This is a genomic window from Xanthocytophaga agilis (genome assembly GCF_030068605.1).
Classification (GTDB): domain Bacteria; phylum Bacteroidota; class Bacteroidia; order Cytophagales; family 172606-1; genus Xanthocytophaga; species Xanthocytophaga agilis.
The window spans coordinates 485676-508072 of record NZ_JASJOU010000004.1; the positions used below are offsets into that span (position 1 = coordinate 485676).

Below are 22397 nucleotides of genomic sequence, written 5' to 3' on the forward strand. Positions count from 1 at the left end.
TATCCTGATTTATATTTTTGGTGACAGTTTCAGTTTTAGAATCAATGGTTTTTTTAGCTTTTCGGAGTGGGTATAGGAGCCATCCGGATTCAGATTGCGTAACTGGCTGTTGGCAATATAGAAAAACTCATCTCCCACAATTGTTCCTGTAGTAGGAATCACAAAGTCCGGATGAAAAGACTGGAGGGTTTGGGCTTTGGCAAGCTTCTTCTTGTCTTTATCCAGATACAGCCGTATAATCCGGTCGTCATTATTCCCCGAATCCTGGATTGCGACAAGTGTACCTTTGTAGATATATAATCCATCAATACCATTCAGGTAGGTTACCTGGTTAGTTGCAATCCGGTAATAGTTGCCTGTGGTGAGTTCTATACGGATTAGGCCTGTCAAATCAGCTACATAAAGATTTTCTTCTTTTTCATCCATCGCAATGCCATTGGGGTAGATGAAGTCGACTTCTTTCGGTAACGGTACTATCTGGTTGGTATTGGGTTGGATAGTGAGTACCTGTCCGCCTTTGCTATCGGTAAAGTAAACGGCATTTTTGCGGGTAACCACTATGTCATTGAAAAGGTGTGCTCCGGTTTTGTTGTCCAGCAGATACTTGTGACGCAGTTTTCCAGTAGAAATGTCATACTGGAAGATGCCGGAATACCCATTCAGCGAATCTCTTTCAGATGCGCTGCATACCCATAGCGATTGACCATCTTTGCTTACTTTCATCCCCAGCACCGAAAACATCCCATCCTGTTGAGAAGCTACCCAGTCGTGCTCGCCTGCCAGTGGGGTATAAGAGGCAATCTTATTTTTAGCTAGGCTGCCGATAAAAAATTGTTCTCCCTGTGAGGTTGCTGCAATGCCTTCCGGAATCAGTAACGGGTCTGACAGCTCAAATGCTTTTGAGCTGTTTTGTACAGGCTGTCGGTTTTGGGCAAACTGCTCACGAATCTTTAGGAAATTTTTATGGGTTGTCAGTGCCTGAAAGTTTTCGTTTTCCTCTGGTTGGTAGGGAAGCCCCAGCACGGCTAGCTGGCCAAGTAAGGCGAGACTTTGCTCAGTAAGGCCTGACTGACATTGACATTGGGCCAGTTTGTATAACACATTGGGATGTTCCAGCCGTTTTTGCAACTGAGATCCAATGTTTACACACTGGCTATAGTCTTTAGCAGTATACACTTGTATGAATTTCTGATACTGGGCAAGTATGCTCAGGGAATCTGAAGAGGATTGTGCCTGCAGAGAGGTTACACAGGTTAATAACATACAGGCACTACTCAGAAGAGCTTTCATAAGTGAACCGATTGGCTTTGTGGTAGTTATACAAGTGTTTTGTTTAAAGATAGGAGTAGAAGATATATGAGGGAAACAGATAGTGATATATGGAAATTAGGTTACCTGATTGGTTTGCTTATACTTATTCCTGCCTTGTTTCCTGGAGGGATTTAAGAATATGATAGGATCATTCGCTTTTACACCGTTATTTTACTGATGCTTTCAGAGCCAACATCAGGTACAAGATTTATACATGTATTCACAACAAAACTGGACACCCACAGAAGTAGCCACCTTTGTCCTGGAACTCCGGCGGGTAATAAACTGGACACAAAGACTTGCCGCAAACTTTGATCCCACCCATGAATCCTATGGCAGAGTATTTCGGCAGACTAATCCTGAGATAGGAGGCACAAAATTGTATACATTTGAAGAGAATGGTGGCTATCGCTGTGACACAGACAAATACTATCCTGATCACTTGAGAGAAATGCTTCAACTGGCAAAAAATGCCAGACCACACTATGCCACTGAAGATTTGAAGGAACTACTGAAACAAGGAAGAGTATTGTCCTTCGAAGCATGTAACACCACTTGTGATGGAGCAGCTGAGCATGAGAGTAAGACTTTTTTTGATCTGGGTGATACACCACCCATTGATACATGGTTTTTTCTGAAAGAGAAGTACCTGCATGCAGATCGTCTTTGTGAGCAAGCCTTGTTTTGCTGGATACCCAGAGCATTTGAGTCAGTTGTTCAGGCAGGAATAGATGTAGAGGTCTATGAAAGCTATCGGTGGCTGGACGAAAACGATCCGTATATGTATTATACCATACAGTCGGTTTATTAATGAAACAGGATCAAGGTTATTTCTTTGTATGCATAATAGAAAGAAGGCCTGGCTATTACTCCGTAATTTTCTGAAAATTATAGTTTAACAACCAGGCCATACGTTTATCTGGAGCCGGCTGCCTTTTGCATCTCCTGCAACGACATTGGCTTGTTGTAAAATAGCTGGTCTACTTCCATCACTTTGGAGTCTGCTATACTCCCTACATCCAGCACATCAAAACCTATTTCATGTAATAGATCTGTAACCTCCTTCTTGGCCGTTTCGCGATTACCGGCAATAGGTAATGCATACCGGCTACCTTCCGGACGAAAAGCATAATCGCGTAAATTCACAAAGTAGATTGTATTCAGCGCCTTAACCACAGAGGCCATAGGGAAGGAATCTACGGTAAGCTGAGTTTCCCGAAGATCCGGATTTTGCCGGACCCGTTCGGCAATTTCACCATCCCGTTGCGGATAGGCGTTGCAGGTATCAATCAATGTCTTGCCATGTACAAACGTACCCACCTGTTCGGCTACCTCAGGAATTTTCCCGTAGGGAATGGATAACACCACGAGACTACCGGAATCTGCTGCTTGTGCAATAGTGCCTGCCTGTGCGTTAGATCCCGCCTGTCTGACAAGGTCTGCCAGCTGTTCAGGATGGCGGGAACTAAACATAACCTGATGCCCCGCTTTGGCGAGATGAAGTCCAAAATTGCCTCCTATATGGCCTGATCCAATAATTCCGATATTCATTATGCTGGTTGTATTTACGTTGAAAAAATGGTTTAGTGATTGTAATGTGTTGTAAATCAGTGGTTAACAAAAGGATTGTGTGAGATTGTTTTCCAAACACAGGCCAGGAATGACATGCTATAAAAGCTCTCTATTGGTTTTTAGAAAAGATAATTCTTTCTGTCATTCTGCAAGATACACTCTCCTCCCTGTCATCCTGAAAGGATCGGTCCCTTTCTGTCTTTCTGAAAGAATCTTGTGACAAATAGAGTGATGTTTGGTTTCTGGGAGAAATAATTATCTCCAGTCGGAAAAGCCGCCGGTCTTGTCACAAGATTCCTTCAGAAGGACAGGGAAGAGAGGGCTGTAGAAGAGAGATGTAGAGTTTAGTAGGGCAGCGAGGGCAGATATTGTTCTGCAAGGACATAGGACAGAAAGGGAGTGCTCCTTTCAAGAGCACTCCGAAAGAAAGCTTGCAAAGCTATAGATAAGCCTTACGGGTATACCACAGAAACAAAGCGGAATAAACCACTTTGCTTTTCTGTACCACTTACCTGTAATCCAATACGAGGTGCGCGATCCCAACGTGGCAGTGAGTTCGCTTCAAATGCCTGGGCATTGAAAGTTTCCATTTTGGCCTCAGCACGACCCCAGCGAAACTGATACAGATGTCCTTTCGTGCTTTGTACCTGTAATCGGATAGAGCCTTTACCTTTTGGCAGTACACGGCTCTGAAGTATCTCTTTTTTGCCCTCTTTTACCTGCCAGAGTTGCAGCGAATCTTTGGTTATTCCGAAGTTCAGCGTATTCTCAGCATCTCCATACAGGCAGATACTTTGGGTGCTGGTAGCCTGTGGAAGAATTTCGGTGGTAAAGGTATAATTTCCCTTTTTGAGTACTAGTCCCAGAAAGCTGCCGGAAGATGCCTGTGTTCCATTGGATGGACTTGTGAGTTCCAGATAGCCATTGCGAACAGCATATGCAGGTTTAGGCTGACTTACATCCCATACCCAGTTGATAGAGCTAGCTTTGTCTTTTGAAAAATCTGCTGATACACTGAGTTGTTGCTGTTGTGTTTTTCCAGTTGCTGCGGTTCCCTCTACAGGTGTGGTAGTACCATACCGGAACGCAGGCCAGCCTGTTTTTTTATCCCAGATGAGTTCGCTGAGTACTCCCTGCCGTCCAATAAAGGTAAAGTCGGTTCCGGAATAGGCATGATGCAGGTAAAAGTATCGGTTATCAGGTGTCGTTACCACCGTACCATGTCCAGGGCATTTCCAGTCGTTACTGCTCTTTAAAACCGGATTGTCTGCATACCGTTCCCAGGGGCCTTTCAGTGACTTGGCCCGTGCCAGGCCTACCATGTAATTACAATCCGGACCACAGCATATGTTGCCAGAATAAGTCATATAAAAATAGTCGCCATGTTTGAACAATGCCTGTCCTTCCATACCTCCTGCCTCCCAGGAATTAGGATCGGCCTGGAGCAACATAAGTACCTCCCCCTGCACTTTGAGTCCATCAGGAGTCAGTTCACGCCCCAGTAGCTGAATCAGTTTTCCCTGATCCAGTCCATAAGCCTTCCAGGTAATATACAGCTTTCCGGCATCTTCAATAATAAAGGCATCAATAGCTTCATTGGTCCATTCAATGATACAGCCATGGTCTGTGAATCCTTTTCGAATGTCTGTAGTGGTTGCCACACCAATGTATGAGTGTTGATCTGATTTGCGGCGGGCGGTATAGTAGACATAGAAAGTGCCGTTTCGGTAATACAGTTCCGGAGCCCAGAAGCTACCCATAGTCCAGGAAGGCATTTCTGAAAAGACAGGTCCCAGATACTGCCAGTTTACAAGGTCTTTGGATGTATAGATAGGGTAGGCAGGCCCCCATTCAGAAGAGGTTCCGGCTGCATAATAGGTATCGCCTACCCGAATTACGGATGGGTCAGCAAAGTCTCCTGCTATGACTGGATTGTGATAGGTTACGTCTTTTTTGACTTGGGCAACAGCTATCAGACACGAAAGTCCTGCAAACAGGCTGGTTAGAAACAAAGAAATAAATCTGAACATGATGGATAGGTTGATGGAATGTATTCAGTCGTTTTGGTATACAAGTTTAAAATTTTATCGTCATGATTAGATTTTATAAATAAATTTTACGACAATACGCCTCAAAAGCTTCTAAATCGTGCGCCTATATGGGTATGTATACTGATACTATTTTAGTGTGAAGAGTAGGGAATAGCTAAAGGTGCAAATTTTTAGGTGTAAAAGTTATGTTTGCATTTCATTCTACTAAGAATGTCTTTTACCTATTTACGTATGAACGAATGGATATAGATAAATTTTGGCAGATTATTGAAAAGTCCAAAGAAAGGACAGATCGGAATTTTGATAAACAGATAGAAAATATCATAGACTTACTAACTAACCTACCTGTAAAAAGCATTATCCGGTTTGACCAGATAATTGGAGAATTGTATTCTAAATTACATTCTTCGATCATTTGGGCCTCAGGTGAACTAATACGAGGGCATTGTTCTGATGATAACTATGATTATTTCCGAGCCTGGCTAATTGGTCAGGGTAGCAGGATTTATACTATCGCATTAACCAATCCGGATGATTTAGCAGATATTGATTTTATTGCAGAGGCAAGAGAATATAGTGGTGAGTTATTGTTATATGCTGCCAGTGAAGCATACGAACAAAAAACAGGGGAAGACAATTTTGAGGAATTATTGACTGAAGAAGATTTCGGAGAAAATATGGATTCTCTTGTATATATAGATCTGGAGTTAGAATGGATTCAAGATGGGAAGCCAATAGAAGACAAACTACAAGTAATGCTACCAAAGCTTTATCAGCGATTCAGAATAGGTAGATAGAAGTAAAAAAGTTTACGTGAGGAATCAAATGTATCTAAGGTTTGATTTTATTAATTTTGTAGGATGAATCTACCCCCTCATTGTGAAGCTTCTGCCTTTTATACGCCTGATTCGAAAGTAAAAGGTTTTAAAGTCCTTGAGATTACAGGACCGGCTTATCCTGCACTGTCTTATAATAGACGTGATTTCTATAAGATAGTGTTGGGAACCGGCAATATGCATATTTATTATGGTGATCAAACCTTTGATATAACAGGTACTTTCCTATTTTTTGCCAACCCTTATATACCCTATTCCTCTGAACATCGGTCTCCCGAACAAAAAGGATTTGCCTGCCTGTTTACCAAAGATTTTATCGGAAGCAGAGATCGGACAGAACGTTTGCTGAACTCTCCGCTATTCCGTTTTGATGGAACTCCTGTCATTCCGGTGAGCAGCGAACAAGCAGCATTTATTGAAGTGCTGTATCGGCAAATGCTCTCTGTATATAGTGGTGAGTATGATGAGAAAGATGAAATGCTCAGAAGTTGTATAGACCTGATCATGCACGAAGCCTTGAGGATTCTGCCTCAAAACGGAGCAAAGCAGAGAAATGCAGCTTCACGGATTACCTATCTGTTTATGGACTTACTGGAAAAGCAATTCCCTATTGAAGTTGCTACTGATCCCCTTAAATTACGGACTGCCCAGGATTTTGCTGATCAGTTGGCTGTACATGTCAACTATCTGAATCGTTCCGTAAAGGAAGTGACAGGCAAACCCATTTCTGTACACATTGCCGAACGGATCACTGCTGAAGCTAAGGCTTTGCTTCAACATACCAACTGGAGTATAGGGGATATAGGCTATAGTCTGGGTTTTGAGTATCCAAGCTACTTTAACAACTACTTCAAACGGGTGACTGGTGCTAGCCCTAACTCCTTTCGGAAGAGCTTAGGGAAAGTATGAAAATCATAACTTTTCGTTCGAATCTCTTAAAAAGTACCCACCAATTACCCAGAGCTTTGTATCCATACATGCAACGAAGAAATCAGTCGTCAGGACTGACTTTGTAATACACTTTTATGATACAAAACGTATGGAACAAACAGCATTAAACAGCGTGGAGACATCCACTTTACGTAAAGGAGAAGATGGACGTAGTACACCAACACCTGTCATCTCAGTAAGTCCGGTTGTGTTGTCAGCACCAGGTCGGAGAGTGGCTTTGGAGGTACGGGTTTCTGCCCCTGTAACCGGAAGCCAGTTACCAATCATCGTTTTTGCCCATGGCTTTGGCTCTTCGATGGATGGCTATGCACCCCTTGCCAATTTTTGGGCTGCACATGGCTTTGTAGTAATCCAGCCTACCTTTCTCGATTCCAAAACACTGAGTCCTAATCCGTCCGCAAAACACAGTGAAGCACTTGCCACCTATCTGGCCGATCCGGCTTCGGCTTCCATCTGGCGGGTTCGCGTAGAGGATATGAAGCATATTCTCGACCAGTTGGATGTGATTGAAACTGCTATTCCCGGACTTACAGGCCGCCTCGACCGAAGCCGTATTGCTGCGGTTGGACATTCGTTTGGTGCGCATACAGTCAGTATGTTATTGGGTTCACGGGTTATCGGTGCGGATGGCAGCCTGGACGAAGATATGTCTGATGCCCGTATCAAGGTTGGGGTGCTGCTTTGTGCAAGTGGTAGAGGAGGGGAGGATCTGAGTCCATTTGCTGCCGAACATCTGTCGTATCTGAATCAGAATTATGCCGGACTCACCACACCGACGCTTGTCGTAGCAGGTGATCAGGATTACTCACAGTTGACCGTTCGCGGGCCAGAGTGGTTTACAGATGCCTATACGCTGAGTCCTGGGGCTGATTGGCTGGTTACATTGTTTGGAGCTGAACATATGCTCGGGGGAATTTCCGGCTATCAGGTCACAGAAACCACCGATGAAAATCCGGATCGGGTGGCTGCCGTGCAGCAACTTACCTGGGCCTATCTGCGCAGTGCTCTCTATTCGGAAGATCCAGCCTGGACAGTAGCGTGTGAGGCGTTACAAAACAATCCAAATCCGCAAGGACGGGTGGATGGAAAGTAGGCAGCCTTTGCATCTGTAGTTTTACTTTATTTTCAGAGAAGTATAAGACACGATAATAGCTACTGGTTCCCATTCGAATGATATGGATTATTCTGAACCAATGTAGGGGCGCACCTGCGTGTCTTATCATGTCCCATATCTTTTCTGGAAACAAAGAAAGTTCCTGGCGCAAGCGACCGCTCAATGCAGTCAAAGTGAGAGAGTTTAAGCCTGCCTTTCAGGATTGCTAAAAGTTCGAGCGTTTTAAGCACGCCTAAAATAGGATCTTATTTTGTGGCATCTTACAAACTCCAACCGTTTGAACCACCCCGCCCTCCGGGCACCCCTCCTTAGAAAGGAGGGGAGTTTATCGAGTCTATGACCTAACTTGTCCAATATACTAAAAGACAATACTCTACACTTAAAGTACTTATTGTAGAAATGGTAGCTAACAAAAGGCTCGCCACTCCCCTCCTTTTTAAGGAGGGGTGCCCGGAGGGTGGGGTGGTTCAAAAGTCCGGTTATTGGCACATGTTACAAAAAAGGCTCCTACTTTATAGGTAGTCCAATCGCTAGGTTTCTGAGAAATCCTGCAAAACAGACTTACATTTTATATGGTCTTGACAGCATTGAGCGTCCGCTGCGTTGGTAGGCAAAACCCTGTTTGAGTAATATCACACACCCAAACAAGGCTCAATTTGTACCAACGCAACGGACGTTGCTTTCAATGTAGGTCCGAACGGACATTCGAACCAGCACTCTCTTTTTAAAACATTCATTTCTGGAAAAGATATGAGACAGGATAAGACCTGCGTGTGCGCCCACGTTCCCAAGGACACGGCATGGAGTAAACCGAACCTGTAGGGGCATCCCCTTGCGGGTGCCCATGTTTCGTGCAGCGAATGGTTGGATTGGTGAACCACCATTGTGCAATATAGGGGCGATTGGCAGATCGCCCTGGTTCCATTCGCGAATGGCCGGGTTTATCAGACGACTCTTTCGGATGTATCCCATACCGTGTCTGCACGAATCAGGGCGATCTGCCAATCGCCCCTACAATATCGGATTTTCACAAACAGGGTTTGCGGGAAACCGGGCGCATACATAGGTCTTATCATGTCCCACAACTTTTCTGGAAAAGTGGTTTGTAACTAAAGAAAAACACTCTCCCTGTCTTCCTGGAAGGATCTCTTGACAAATAGAGCCGCGTTTGGGGTATGAGAAAAGAATTATTTCCAAATCCAGAGGCCGCCGGTCTTGCCACGAGTTCCTTTCAGGAGGACAAAAAAGGGGAGAGAATGAAGTGATTGTCGTAAATGTTGACCGGAGTTCTGGTCACACAGAAGAAATATCCGAACTATGGTCAATATAGGTGACTGACCGGAAGTATGGTCAAAATGGAAATCGATGGTCAAGTGACTGGAAAATTGTTCGGCAAGGCAAGTGAACAGAAATCGAATCACTTTGTAAAATGACTGGAACTCTGTTCGCTTTCGGTTTTGACCATACTTCCGTTCACTTTTTGTTTTGACTGGAATACCAGTCACGTTGAAGAAATATTCGATCTCTGTTCACTTTCCAAAATGACTGGAAGTATGTTCAGTTTCAGCTTTAACCGGAGTTCCAGTCACAGATAACAATGACTGGAACTCCGGTCACTTCGTTTACAATAAAATATCTTCAAAGAATACGAATGCCAGATCGGAAAATTTTGATTCTCTGATATTTTTTTCTACTTTTGCAGCCCGTTTTCCCTTTTTACAAAAAGACAAGACGTCTATTATTCACTAAATTTCAGCTTGCCCGACCCACAGGCTGATGTATATTTGGGTCATACACACAACATTATGAGTAAATCTCCTGAAAATTTTGACTGGGACAAGGTAACCTCCAAAGGTCTTGGTAGCGGCTACACGGCAGCCGAAAGAGCCGCAATGGAAGCTCTTATTGAAGGTACACTGACAGAAGTAGCCGAGAAAGAAGTGGTGAAAGGTACAGTGGTAGGCATTTCGGAAAGAGATGTGATCGTCAATATCGGTTTTAAATCAGACGGTCTGGTGCCTCTGTCCGAGTTCCGCGATAATCCAACCCTTAAAGTAGGTGATGTTATCGATGTATTCGTTGAAAACCAGGAAGATCCAAACGGACAATTGATTCTTTCCCGCAAAAAGGCTAAAATCCTGACTGCATGGGACAACATTCAGAAAGCCCTGGATCAGGACCTGGTAATCGAAGCGTTTGTAAAACGCCGTACCAAAGGTGGTCTGATTGTAGATATTTTCAGTATCGAAGCTTTCTTACCTGGTTCTCAAATTGATGTGAAGCCAATCCGTGACTTCGACATCTATGTAGGTAAGAAAATGGAAGTGAAAGTTGTGAAGATCAACTATGCTAACGATAACGTAGTCGTATCTCACAAAGTCCTGATCGAGAAAGATCTGGAAAACCAACGCCAGGTAATCCTTACCAACCTCGAAAAAGGTCAGGTATTGGAAGGCGTTGTGAAAAACATTACCAACTTCGGTGTGTTCATCGACCTTGGTGGTGTAGACGGTCTGTTGCACATCACAGATATTTCCTGGGGCCGCGTAACGCATCCGGAAGAAGTATTGAAGCTGGACGACAAAGTTACCGTAGTTGTGCTTGACTTCGATGAAGACAAGAAACGTATCTCATTGGGTATGAAACAACTTACTCCTCACCCATGGGATTCATTACCAGCAGACGTACAGGTAGGTTCAAAAGTTCGTGGCAAAATCGTAAACGTAGCAGATTACGGTGCATTCCTGGAACTGATGCCTGGTGTAGAAGGTCTGATCCACGTATCCGAAATGTCATGGTCTCAACACCTGCGTAACCCTCAGGAGTTTGTGAAGATCGGTGACGAAATCGATGCGGTAGTATTGACTCTTGACCGTGATGAGCGCAAAATGTCTCTGGGTATCAAACAACTGACTGAAGATCCTTGGACTAACCCTGCGTTGTTGACTAAATACGCTCCTGGTACTCAGCACAAAGGTATTGTACGTAACCTGACTAACTTCGGTCTGTTCGTAGAACTGGAAGAAGGTATCGATGGTTTGGTACACGTATCTGACCTGTCTTGGACCAAGAAAATCAAACATCCTTCTGAGTTTACAAAAGTAGGCGAAGAAATCGATGTAATCGTTCTTGAAATCGATGCTGACAGCCGTCGTTTGGCTCTGGGTCATAAACAACTGGAAGAAAACCCATGGGATACTTTCGAAACAGTATTCTATGTAGGTTCTACTCACCGTGGTACTGTGATCTCTAAAAACGACAAAGGTGCAACTATCGAATTGCCATATGGTATTGAAGGCATCGCTGCTCTGAAAAACCTGGCAAAAGAAGATGGTTCTGTAGCTGAAGTAGGCGAGTCTCTTGACTTTAAAGTAGCTGAGTTCCATAAAGACGAAAAACGTATTGTGGTTTCTCATTCTAAAGTATACACAGACGCAGCAGAGGCAGCCACTGAAAAAGCGGCTCCTAAGAAAAAAGCGAAAGAAACTAAAGAGGAAGACAAACCTGAAACTCTTGGTGACAACGAAGCTTTAGCTGCCCTGAAAGAGCAACTGAATTCTGGAAAGAAATAATTTCTTTTCACTTTTCGAAAGCCATAAAAAGCCTGTCTGAGCAACCTCAGGCAGGCTTTTTTGCTTTTGGAGTAATCTTTTTTGTGAAAGATTTTTTTTTCTGTGGCGCTAATTGTTTGGAAAATGTAATATTATTCCTACTTTTGCGTCACGAAAAACGAATGGTCCTGTGGCCGAGTGGCTAGGCTGAGCTCTGCAAAAGCTCCTACAGCGGTTCGAATCCGCTCGGGACCTCAACAAATCACGAAAACCCTTGATTTATGAAAATAAGTCAGGGGTTTTGTGTTTTTAAGCAGTTGCTGTTGGGGTTACACATTGGTTACTCACCTAAATTTTCACCAACACTCTGTCCATCTTTTCGTTACTATTCTGGTTCAAGAAGGACCGCCAACCTGAAACCGTACTTATGGTGAAAAAATAGCTCACCATAAGGGTGAAAATACCTTATTTGAGGTATTGTGGGAGGAAAGGAGAATGGTTATTATTGGATTGGCCTCAATATTTCACTTATTACACTCAAACCAAAAGTGTGTCTATTTATGAACTAGCGCTAGTTTTGACACAGACTCAAACAAGAATATAAAGACATCTAACACGTATGTGGAGTAAATCTAAAAAAGCAATAACTGCCCTAAACAAATACTTGAGTGATATCGATTCAATTTCGAATGTTCAAGAAGGAAATACTTGGAAGGCGGCACTAAAAGACACTATTAACTTATACACTGGTAACAATTCTTCCATATCTCAAAGACTTGACAAACTCTATTTCACAAGGGAGGAACATAGCACTGTTCCAGGTGTTATTGGAATTTTCAAAGACTATGTTTACGACGATTCGAAAAAACAGAATTTCAAAGATTTAATTTTGTTTGCAATAAAGCATATTGAATCAAATGGTATTTATAAAAGCCCAGATAAAAAGAATTTACTTCATCATTTTGGAAATACAGAAGTAATTAGTGGGGCGGCATTTGTTATTCTACTTGTTTTTGGAATAGGTAACTACTTTGGTAAACTTGAAAAAGAAAGAGAAATAATACAGACTGAAAACAAAATAAAAGAAGCAGAAAATTTCAGTATAACCTTGAAAACTGAAAATAATCGACTAAAACTAACTGTTGATAGTTTACAAAATGAAATAATAAGTTTGACAAGTAAGCTGAATCCTGTAAAAAAATGATATTAATATAAAGAAAGATGGAAACAACACTTTATGATAAAAACGGAAGACCAGTTGCATATATTTCATCGGAAAATGATAATGCAATCTATATATGGGACGGTCACGCAGTTTGTTACATTGAGGAAGATAAAATATATGGCTGGAAGGGTAAACATATAGGTTGGTTTGTAGACAATATTATTTATGACACACAAGGTTATAGAGTTGGATTTACCCTTGAAACCTGTCCTTCTATGCCTTATGTTGAACCAGTAAAGTATGTAAAATACGTTCAGTATGTAAAATATGTAAAATATGTTTCTTCTGTAAGGCCCATTTTTTCATTAGGTTTCTCAGACTTAGGGTTAAAGGAGTTTTTGGAACAAGATAAAGTATAGTATAATGACAAATACTCAGTAAAAAATACAGTAACATGGGTTTTGCGTCAGACGATGCAACGTGTAAACTTGGAGCTTCGTGCTTCGATTCATAGTTCAGCGCTCGTTGATATTTTAGTACCACGAAACCCACCCGAGCGCAAAGTCTGAAAAAGTTAGCGACAAGTTAAAAAAACACAAAATGAGACAAGAACTTTCAATAGAACAACTTGTTGATTTAGCCGAGAGAGAAGGTAGCTTAGAAGAGATAAGCCAAGTTGTCGCAGAACTGTATAAGCATAATGACACTAAAGCTTTGGACCTTTGTATAAAACTTGCTTTGTCAGATTATGGAGGCATAACTTATAAAGCAGAATTTCAGAACATTGGAGTTATAGGAACCCTCCATTGGGGGCCAAATGGAATAAAAAAATTAGCTGAAGCAGCAATCAATGCTGAAAGATATAGAGCTACTAACAATGTTACAAGATTTTTAAGCTATATATCAAGCAAGTCTCTAGAACACCTTCCATTCATAATGCAAGGATTACCTAGCATTCAATTATTAGAGTTGTCAAGTGAAAAATATAAGACGTCTGCCTGGACTAAAGCTGCTAAAGAATCTCTTATTGATGTGGTAAAATCAGTTGAAACCGAGGACAGGTTTCCAATGGGCATCACCAATAATCTTGGTTTTGCCATTAATGAGAATGCACAGGAACATATTTTTGCAGCGTTGATTGCTAGATGGTTTAACTTTAGTTCTAATGGGTTGAAACACTTTTCAGAACTAGTCTTTAGTAGAGGTAAAGCCGAGATAGATTATCAGAATTTCTTGGTTGCTAATCCATACATTCTTGAGCCATTTCATGCTCAGATTTGGTCAAAGCCTAAGTTTGGTGAAGACTTGATACCTGATTTCCTTATTAGATCTATGGATAATAGTTACACTGTAGTAGAAATTGAACAAGCTGATTTTCCTATTATGACAAAAGCTGGCGAATTATCAGCTAAAACGACCCATGCTAAAAGGCAAGCTTTAGATTTCAGAGATTGGGCAATAAATAACGGCTTATACGCTGCAAAAAAATTTCCTGGTATATATCGTCCATACTGTTTGGTCGTAATTGGTTGTGAAACAGAGCTGGACGCAATGCAAGCTCAACGACTCAAGCAAGAAAACGAATCAACACAGGGAGTCCTAAAGATTGTTGGATTTGATTGGTTGTTGAACCGGGCAGCAATGACTCTTGACAACCTAGTTAATTTCGGATTTGACAGACACACATTTAAGGAAACAATTAAGGAATGATTCCCTGTAACTAAAAAGGCATTTCCAAAAGCGGAGCTTGGCAATAACCATTGAGCTGATGCAAATGATTTGTCATTTATGAACGATGACGTAAAGTTATTCAAGCAATATTTAACGGCTATATAACCAATAGTAAATGGTTATTCAAAAGTAGTGATAAAAGTACTGTTGCCTGACAGTAAGCATAGTGTCTTTAAAGATAAAAGAGTATTTATAGAATCTGGATATCTCTATATGAGTTACTATCGTTCGTTCGCCAAGTTGATAATTATTTTTAATTCATGTGTATAATCCTGATTTATGGAAATATCCATTATTGTAAACTGTAAGTAGCTTAAAAGCTTAAGGTAAAATTGTATGTTGGATAAGGTTTAGTGATATTCTTTCTATTTTTTAAATATGCCTATAATAACATTAGAGGAAAGATGCTAAAACAAAAATACACATGTTTCTGCTATGTAGCTTTATTCCAGAAATAAGCTGCTAGATAAGTGGATTCAATTTGACGCTGTGGGGCTTTTCTGGCATAGATTATTCTATCTCTTCCTAAATAAAGCTAGATATAATAGGCTATAGGTTCATTCTATAGATATTTCTACAATTATACGTAAAAATACGGTATAAATAAGGTGAAAACACCCTTGACATATTCTGTGTTCTTGTGAGATATTGCATCTATCTAAATTGTTAATAACTATTTTACTGTGGTTAGATTTTATCTGTTTGGATAAAGTAAAGTGGTTCTTAAGGACAGTATAAATATATTTTTTACTGAAAGGCTAGTATGTATTCATCTATCATATTATTTAATATGGTAATCTAAGATTTGTTAATGAATTTGATATAGTTTAGTTGACATTTATGTATTTATTTATATATTTGTCAACTAATTTGTTATATCAATGACACCGTCAGAACAAAATATATTTGGCAATAGATTAAAGTTGGCTAGGAAAATGGCCGGATTTTCTTTACAAGAACTTGCCGATGCACTAGAAAATATAGTGACAAAACAAGCACTTCATAAATATGAAATGGGCTTAATGAAACCCTCAAATGATGCTCTAATAGCTATCTCAAAGGCACTTAAGGTTAAGCCCGATTTCTTTTTAAAGACAGACCAAGTAGAGCTTGGAGAAGTATTATTCAGAAAGAAAACAACGCTGTCCAAAAAAATAGAAGAATCTATTATTGAGAAGGTTAGATATTATGTCGAACGATCTTTGGAGATTGAAAATATACTAGGATTAGAAAGTAAATTTGAAAATCCTCTTGAAAACTTTGTAATAAATAATCGAAATGATATAGAGCTAGCAGCTGCAGAATTAAGAAGTAACTGGCAGTTAGGACTTATTCCTATTCACAATTTGGTGGAGATGCTTGAGTTGAGAGGAGTAAAAATATTGTTGATTGATGATGTTGATGATATAGATGGGCTCGCTGTTTACACTTCAGAAAAGATTCCGATCGTAGTTGTAAATACTCGAAACAAACCGATTGAACGAATTAGATTTACAGTTATTCATGAGCTTGCTCATCTTTTACTCATCCTAAATAAATCAATAGAAGATAATCCAAAGGAAGTTGAAAAATATTGTCATTTGTTTTCAAGTTGTTTTTTGCTACCGAGAGAGATGCTTATTAAGATGATCGGTTCTACCAAAAGAAACTATATTAAAATACAAGAGTTAATAGCCATCAAGGAGTATTTCGGAATTTCAATTAGAGCAATTGTCCATAGGTTAAAAGAAATGGAGGTGATAACTGAAAGTTATTATAATCGTTGGGTCGTTTACATATCAAAAGAATACGGAGCGAAAGATGAACCTGGCAAGTACAAAGGAGAAGAAAAATCAAGAAATTTTGATCAATTAGTAAATAGAGCTTTAGCCGAGGAACTAATAAGTTTGAGTAAGGCTGCAACATTATGGGATGTAACAGTTGACCAATTAAGAAATGGATACATTGGCAAGCAATAGTTCAGAGGTAGTTATTAAGGACTCATGTATCCTATTTGATCTAGTCGATTTAGCATTAATTGAGGGTTTTTTTCAACTGGATTTAGTAGTATATACTACCACACAAGTTATTAATGAGATCACTAATGAAACTCAGCTGAAAGAGATTAACGAATATGTAAAAAGTGGGAAGCTGAATATCAATGGTGATGGAGACTTAGAAACGATTCTAAGTCTCTCTATAGAAAATCGTGGGTTGAGTATTGCCGACTGTTCAGTCTTAGAGCTCGCTCTTAGAAAAAATGCAATTATTTATAGTGCAGATGGAAGTTTACGTAAGGTGGCTACAAGAAAAAATTTGCAGGTAAGGGGTGTCTTATGGATAATCGAAGAATTGTGTATTAAGAATAACTTAACTGTAGAAATTGCGCTAGAAAAACTTCAATTATATACAAAAATAAATAGTAGAGCACCAATAAAAGATATAATGATTCTAACTCAGAAACTCTCAGTATTAAAATAAGAATGACTAATAGCGAATCTATCCAAACAAACTAAATAAATATAAGTATAGTCACTATTGAGCCCTTTTTAAAGTTTTAGGTACTAAATACTAAAAATATGAAAGTGGTAATTATTAACTCTCCATTATTCAGAGAGAAGAACGACCTATATGATGAGGATTCGCTTCCACCCATTGGTTTAGGGTACATTGCTACTATTTTGCAAAGTAATGGGATTGATGTCAGTTTAATTGACGCTGTCCATCAGAGAATATCTGTAAATGAGCTGCTACATGAGTTAAATACTTCCAAGCCTGACTTTTTAGCAAGCAATATATTTACTACTAATTACGATCTAGTAAAGGAAATAGTTGAAAATATTTCTTTTCAGACTCATTTAATAATTGGTGGACTAGCAACTAAAGATTTATACAAAGACATAATAGGCTGGAATTCAGATAATAAAATAGATGTAGTAACAGGAGATGGAGAATTAATAACATTTGATATTATTCTTAATCGTTTAATTGAAGATCCATTTTTCAAATCAAATAATAGAAGAGTTTTTAAAGTAGATCAACATTCGAGGTATTTTGTAAATGACATTTCTGATATTCCACTAAATAGAGATTTTTTTCCTAATGAGCCAGTTGCTCACCCTTTAGGTTTTATTGAGGCTAATATAGTTACGAGTAGGGGCTGTATATATGATTGTACCTTTTGTGCTGCGGCTCGATCCTTAAATAAGGATTTTTCTATTCGAGAGAGGAGTGAGGCTTCAATAAAAGCTGAATTAAATTTAATTAAGCAACAATATCCCTCCGTTAACTCAATTAGAGTGCTAGATGATTTATTCCTAAAAACACGTAATACAGTACAAAAAGCAATAAATGTATTCTTAGGTCAGAATCTTCAATGGCGTGCGATGGCACATGTCATGACTTTTCATAACATTGAAGATTCTATAATGCAGTTGTTACAGAAAAGCGGTTGTTATGAACTCTTTATAGGGATTGAATCAGGATCTCCTAAGGTTTTAAGCTCGATTAATAAAACTAAAAACGTCCAACTAATAGTAGAGAATCTCACAAAGGTCTTCAAAGCAGGAATAAATATTAAAGGATATTTTATTTATGGCTTTCCAGATGAAACTTTAGAGGATATGGAGATGACATTTCGCTTAGCAGAAGAATTAAAGAAAATTTCAGAAAGTTATCAGACGAACTTTAGAACTAGTGTCTTTCAGTATAGGCCATATCATGGAACTCAGATATATCATGATTTGGAAAGAAAAGGGATAAATGCCAGTGTTCAAAATATAGCCCCTAATAATACACTTTCAAATCTTGTTGGCCGCTTGCAATTTAATTTTCATAGCGGAAATTATTCAGAGGTTGAAAGTGAAAAGGTTCATGCCTATATTTACAACACAATCAACTTAAATAATGGCAGAATATTCAACGGTCTTGAATCTCGAACTGAACCCAGTTAGAAGTAAGTTATGCAACCTATGTGGACTCTACTTAAACCAATTTCCTGTATTAGATAAATCAAAAAATCCAAATGTTTTTTGGGTTGGACTTTCTGCAGTGCAATTTGATGAAGATCAAATTACTAGACAACCTTTAGCATCTGATACACGTTCAGGCGCTCTAATTGAAGCAATAGAAAATCTCTTAATAGACAAAATTTCGTTTTACAAAACTAATCTGGTAAAATGCCTTCCTTTAAAAGAAGGCAAAATAAGATATCCTCTTGAGCATGAAATGGAAAAGTGTTTTCCAAACTTAGAGATCGAATTAAATTTTTTTCAACCAGATATTGTTTTTTTATTGGGAAAGCAAGTTGCAACGTTTGTGCTAAAGAAGAAAGGGATTACTAATATAACCCTATCAGACGAATTTAAGTATTCTTCTATTCTTATCAATAATATCACTTTTATCCCTATTCATCATCCTTCTTATATTCAAGTATACAAGCAAAGTAAGAAAGACTTATATATTGAGAGTATTCAAAAAATGTGTATGAACATTCTCAATATCAATCACATCTCTTACAGTATAATAGATCATTTATATAGTTTATAAAAATAAGCTATATGAATCCAATCTCTGTATGTTGATTGGCTTTATTAACTCAGCAATATGCCTTTTATAAAAAATATATTACTTGGTTGACAAACATAATTTTATTTGTATATTTGTAAACAATAAAGCTACTGTTGAAAGCAGTTTTAATAGTAAGTGTTTACAAAACAAAGTTATTGTTTTTGGTAAGTCACAAGTTCAAAAGAAGTAGATTGTTATTATGTTTCTTTAAATGCAAGAATGAGTTTCTTTTTAAAAGAAATGCTTGTGCTTGAATAATTTGAAAGGTAATAAAACACAAAAGTCGGGCGACTTGGCGGAAGACCGACTTCGTGTTCTGTATTGAGGATAGCCTTTTGGAAAGGCTAAGGGTACTATTTTGTTTCCGCAAAATAGCAAAAGAAGTTCTGAATTTCCAATACTTCTTTTGTTTTTCCTTCTTAGGCAGCTACACCTTGTCCTCAACTTGTAGCATTTTATCCCAATGGAGAGGTGCTTGCTCCATAAGTCAATGCACAAAGGCTATTTCACTAAAAAAAATGAGAGGAGGTGTTTTTAAATGGCTAAAAATGGCAAGTCTGGAGACGGACACCGAGTTGGATCTATAAAAGAGAGATCTCAGACGTTCAATCCGCAGACTGAACGATGGGTAAAACGTGATACCAACACAGGGAAGTTTATCGACCAGAAATCGGATGACAAACCGTTTAAGGGTGTGAGAAAAGAAAAGTAATCTTTTTTGTAATCCGTTTTCTATCCATTGTAGAAACCTCTCTTTTAAGAGAGGTTTCTAAACTATTTCTTCTGTTTCTTATTAATGCCAATACCGGGAGGATAGTTGGATATTATCTCATGTAAAAATTTTACTAGTATGACAATACTTACAAAAAATGACTTGCTTCAGGTTCGCTTGGGTGCGTCTGAACAGGAAGTTCGTGCCTTCTCTAATAAAAAAAATCAGATGTTTGAGGCAAGGCGAAATAGAAACCCTACTGTTTTCCTATCACATAGTCATCATGATAAAGAACAGATTGAAAAGGCTTTAGTTTTATTAAACAAACTTGGAGTTGATGTATATGTTGATTGGCTAGATGAGGGCATGCCTGATGTTCCTAACGGTGAAACAGCTAGAAAAATAAAAGATAAAATCAAAGAAAATAGAAAGTTTGTTGTATTAGCTACTAATAAAGCAATTACCTCTAAGTGGGTAAATTGGGAGCTAGGCTATGGTGATGCAGATAAATATATTGAAAACATATCCATCATTCCCATTGCGGAAAATGATGGCAATTGGATAGGTAATGAGTATTTACAAATTTATCCTAGAGTTGAGAAAGAGAGTTCTTACAACTATTACAAACAGGTTTGGGATACTATATATACTGTTATTTATCCTAATGGAAAAAAGATAATGTTGAAAGATTGGTTAACTAATTAATGATACTCCTATGAATTTTTCACCTGAAATAAAGACGTTCATAAGTGAATATGTGAAACATATTCGACAAAAAGATGCTGCAATATTTGCTGGAGCTGGTTTATCTAGAATAAAGGGTTTTGTGACTTGGGCTCAATTATTAGATGATATAGCTACCGAGCTAGGGTTAGATATAAGCAAGGAAAGCGATTTTATTTCAATTGCTCAATATCATGTCAATAAAAACCAAAATATAGACAAAATAAGACGAAAGATTATGGAGGAGTTTTCCGATATTTCTTCCCCGTCAGAAGTACATCAAACATTAGCTAAGTTACCAATTGAAACCTATTGGACTACTAATTATGATACACTCATTGAAGACGCATTAAAACAGTTGCATCGTAAACCTGATGTTAAACATGAGGTTAAGCAGCTTCCACACACTGTACCTAATAGAAAAGCTGTTGTCTATAAAATGCATGGTGATGTGCATCATCCTGCTGATGCTATCATTACAAAAGACCATTTTGAAAAATACTCCCTTACTCACCAATCATTTGCCACAGCATTAAATGGAGACTTGCTATCAAAAACTTTCCTTTTCATTGGTTTCAGTTTTACTGATCCTAACCTGGCAAATGTGTTAGCAAGATTAAGCTTTCGCTTCGGTGAGAGTTCACGTCAGCACTACTGCTTTATTAGAAGGATTAAAAGATCTGAATTTAAAAATAAAGCTGATTATGAATATGCTAATAGAAAGCAAGAATTAATGGTACAGGACTTAAAGAGGTACAAAATACAAGCTTTACTTATAGAAGAATATGAGGACATCTTATCAATATTAAAAGAGATTGAAAGACAGTTTCAAAAGAAAACTATTTTTATTTCTGGTAGTGCTGTTGAATATGGCTCAATGGATACAAATCAAGCGCAAGAATTTATCCACAAACTAAGTAGTGAATTAATAAGGGAGAATTTAACTATAGTAAATGGATTTGGATGGGGTGTAGGAAGTGCTATAATAAATGGTGCACTTGAAAGGATTTTTGAGAATCAAGATAAATATTCTGAAGAACAATTGATATTAAGGCCATTTCCTCAATTTAAGACAGGAACAAAGTTGCTAACTGAGATGTGGGATGAGTATCGGCACCAAATGATATCTATGGCAGGAATCGCTTTATTTTTGTTTGGTAACAAAAGTAAAGATGGTCAAACCATTAATGCAGATGGGGTAATGAAAGAATTTGATGTTGCCATTTCAAAAGGATTGCTTCCTATTCCTGTTGGTGCTACTGGTTATATGTCAAAAGAGATATGGAGGAAAGTTGACCAAAATTTTGATGTATATTATAAAGATACAGCACTTATTAGAAACAAGGCAAAGTTTATGGAGCTAAATGACAATTTATGTCTACCAGAAGTATTAATTAAGAGGGTTGTTGACATAATCAAATTGGTAAATAAATAATATGGCTAGACATGTTTTTTTTAGTTTCCATTATAAAGATGTAGTTGATTTTCGTGCTAATGTTGTTAGAAATGCTTGGTTGACCAAAGACAAAGAATCTGTTTTTTATGATAAATCTATTTGGGAGGAGTCACAACTAAAAGGCGTAGCAGCATTAAAAAAATTGATTGAGGATGGGCTTCATCATACATCTATAACAACTGTATTAATAGGATCAAATACTTTTGAGCGTCCCTGGGTAAAATATGAGATCTTTAAAAGTTTTGAAGATGGCAATGGTTTGTTTGGAATTTACATTAATAAGATAAAATGTAAAAATGGAAATATTCTTCCAAGAGGTCCAAACCCTTTTGATTATCTAGGAGTTAAGGTTGCTATCGATGGAAAAACGATTGATTTTTATGAATATGTTGATAGCAAATGGCAAATATTTAAAAAACTACCTCAAATAAGCAATAAGAGGTCTAATACCGTTTATTTTTCTTCTGGTATTCTATCAACTGCTTGGGGCAAATTCTATAAACTTTCCCAGTTATTCCCAACATATTGTTGGGTAGATAATAGTGGATACGATAATTTTACTCGCTGGGTAGAAAATGCATATTTACAACGTGGTTATGAAAAATAATAGATCGTATAAAAAACTCCTTAATTGTATTGATAAATTATTTAGGCTTTTACGCACTACATTATATCT

General features: G+C 38.5%; 20 protein-coding genes and 1 tRNA gene. 17 read left to right on the plus strand and 4 right to left on the minus strand.

Annotated features, from left to right (window positions below; all coding sequences use genetic code 11):
- Nucleotides 1-9 precede the first annotated feature (9 nt).
- A complete protein-coding gene (locus QNI22_RS15240) occupies nucleotides 10-1290 on the minus strand; it encodes an SMP-30/gluconolactonase/LRE family protein (protein WP_314511834.1) in 1281 nt (426 codons plus the stop codon).
- Between the two features lie 235 nt (nucleotides 1291-1525).
- Between QNI22_RS15240 and QNI22_RS15245 the strand changes: the two genes are divergently transcribed.
- Nucleotides 1526-2122: a hypothetical protein gene (locus tag QNI22_RS15245; RefSeq protein ID WP_314511835.1), complete on the plus strand. Its 597-nt coding sequence runs from the start codon at nucleotides 1526-1528 to the stop codon at nucleotides 2120-2122.
- A 104-nt stretch (nucleotides 2123-2226) separates the two neighbouring features.
- On the opposite strand, the gene QNI22_RS15250 is transcribed toward QNI22_RS15245, so the two are convergent.
- Nucleotides 2227-2862: an NADPH-dependent F420 reductase gene (locus QNI22_RS15250; protein ID WP_314511837.1), complete on the minus strand. Its 636-nt coding sequence runs from the start codon at nucleotides 2860-2862 to the stop codon at nucleotides 2227-2229.
- A gap of 473 nt (nucleotides 2863-3335) precedes the next feature.
- Nucleotides 3336-4913, minus strand: a complete 1578-nt coding sequence (locus QNI22_RS15255) for a glycoside hydrolase family 43 protein (protein ID WP_314511839.1) — start codon at nucleotides 4911-4913, stop codon at nucleotides 3336-3338.
- Nucleotides 4914-5119: 206 nt separating this feature from the next.
- Here QNI22_RS15255 and QNI22_RS15260 point away from each other — a divergent pair, with 206 nt between their 5' ends.
- From QNI22_RS15260 to QNI22_RS15270, 3 genes are all read left to right on the plus strand, one after another.
- Nucleotides 5120-5731 (plus strand): DUF4240 domain-containing protein, encoded by a 612-nt coding sequence (locus QNI22_RS15260; RefSeq protein ID WP_314511841.1) that lies wholly within the window; start codon nucleotides 5120-5122, stop codon nucleotides 5729-5731.
- Nucleotides 5732-5794: 63 nt separating this feature from the next.
- On the plus strand, nucleotides 5795-6679 hold the full coding sequence (locus QNI22_RS15265; RefSeq protein ID WP_314511842.1) for a helix-turn-helix domain-containing protein: 885 nt from the start codon (nucleotides 5795-5797) through the stop codon (nucleotides 6677-6679).
- Between the two features lie 130 nt (nucleotides 6680-6809).
- A complete protein-coding gene (locus QNI22_RS15270) occupies nucleotides 6810-7814 on the plus strand; it encodes an alpha/beta hydrolase family protein (RefSeq protein WP_314511844.1) in 1005 nt (334 codons plus the stop codon).
- Nucleotides 7815-7873: 59 nt separating this feature from the next.
- On the opposite strand, the gene QNI22_RS15275 is transcribed toward QNI22_RS15270, so the two are convergent.
- Nucleotides 7874-8065 (minus strand): hypothetical protein, encoded by a 192-nt coding sequence (locus tag QNI22_RS15275; RefSeq protein ID WP_314511846.1) that lies wholly within the window; start codon nucleotides 8063-8065, stop codon nucleotides 7874-7876.
- Nucleotides 8066-8679: 614 nt separating this feature from the next.
- Between QNI22_RS15275 and QNI22_RS15280 the strand changes: the two genes are divergently transcribed.
- From QNI22_RS15280 to QNI22_RS15340, 13 genes are all read left to right on the plus strand, one after another.
- Nucleotides 8680-8901, plus strand: coding sequence for a hypothetical protein (locus QNI22_RS15280; RefSeq protein WP_314511849.1), 222 nt, complete (start codon nucleotides 8680-8682; stop codon nucleotides 8899-8901).
- A gap of 739 nt (nucleotides 8902-9640) precedes the next feature.
- Nucleotides 9641-11407, plus strand: a complete 1767-nt coding sequence (gene rpsA, locus QNI22_RS15285) for a 30S ribosomal protein S1 (protein WP_313987001.1) — start codon at nucleotides 9641-9643, stop codon at nucleotides 11405-11407.
- Between the two features lie 163 nt (nucleotides 11408-11570).
- Nucleotides 11571-11641 (plus strand) — tRNA-Cys (locus QNI22_RS15290).
- Nucleotides 11642-12005: 364 nt separating this feature from the next.
- Nucleotides 12006-12590, plus strand: coding sequence for a hypothetical protein (locus QNI22_RS15295; protein WP_314511850.1), 585 nt, complete (start codon nucleotides 12006-12008; stop codon nucleotides 12588-12590).
- A 17-nt stretch (nucleotides 12591-12607) separates the two neighbouring features.
- Complete coding sequence (locus QNI22_RS15300; RefSeq protein WP_314511851.1) at nucleotides 12608-12970, plus strand: 4-fold beta flower protein; 363 nt, start codon at nucleotides 12608-12610, stop codon at nucleotides 12968-12970.
- A 181-nt stretch (nucleotides 12971-13151) separates the two neighbouring features.
- The gene (locus QNI22_RS15305; RefSeq protein WP_314511853.1) at nucleotides 13152-14261 is read left to right on the plus strand and encodes a Shedu anti-phage system protein SduA domain-containing protein; all 1110 of its coding nucleotides are present in this window, start codon (nucleotides 13152-13154) and stop codon (nucleotides 14259-14261) included.
- A 902-nt stretch (nucleotides 14262-15163) separates the two neighbouring features.
- The gene (locus QNI22_RS15310) at nucleotides 15164-16240 is read left to right on the plus strand and encodes a helix-turn-helix domain-containing protein (RefSeq protein ID WP_314511856.1); all 1077 of its coding nucleotides are present in this window, start codon (nucleotides 15164-15166) and stop codon (nucleotides 16238-16240) included.
- Nucleotides 16218-16742: a PIN domain-containing protein gene (locus tag QNI22_RS15315; protein ID WP_314511858.1), complete on the plus strand. Its 525-nt coding sequence runs from the start codon at nucleotides 16218-16220 to the stop codon at nucleotides 16740-16742. Before QNI22_RS15310 ends, QNI22_RS15315 begins: the two co-directional genes overlap by 23 nt.
- Nucleotides 16743-16840: 98 nt before the next feature.
- Nucleotides 16841-18214: a B12-binding domain-containing radical SAM protein gene (locus QNI22_RS15320; protein ID WP_314511860.1), complete on the plus strand. Its 1374-nt coding sequence runs from the start codon at nucleotides 16841-16843 to the stop codon at nucleotides 18212-18214.
- A complete protein-coding gene (locus QNI22_RS15325) occupies nucleotides 18168-18809 on the plus strand; it encodes a uracil-DNA glycosylase family protein (protein ID WP_314511861.1) in 642 nt (213 codons plus the stop codon). The genes QNI22_RS15320 and QNI22_RS15325 overlap by 47 nt, the downstream gene beginning before the upstream one ends.
- 871 nt (nucleotides 18810-19680) lie before the next feature.
- Nucleotides 19681-20247 carry a toll/interleukin-1 receptor domain-containing protein gene (locus QNI22_RS15330; RefSeq protein ID WP_314511862.1) on the plus strand — a complete coding sequence of 189 codons (567 nt, stop codon included), beginning with the start codon at nucleotides 19681-19683 and terminating at the stop codon, nucleotides 20245-20247.
- Between the two features lie 10 nt (nucleotides 20248-20257).
- Nucleotides 20258-21700: an SIR2 family protein gene (locus QNI22_RS15335; protein WP_314511864.1), complete on the plus strand. Its 1443-nt coding sequence runs from the start codon at nucleotides 20258-20260 to the stop codon at nucleotides 21698-21700.
- Between the two features lies 1 nt (nucleotide 21701).
- Nucleotides 21702-22328: a TIR domain-containing protein gene (locus QNI22_RS15340; RefSeq protein WP_314511865.1), complete on the plus strand. Its 627-nt coding sequence runs from the start codon at nucleotides 21702-21704 to the stop codon at nucleotides 22326-22328.
- Nucleotides 22329-22397 lie beyond the last annotated feature (69 nt).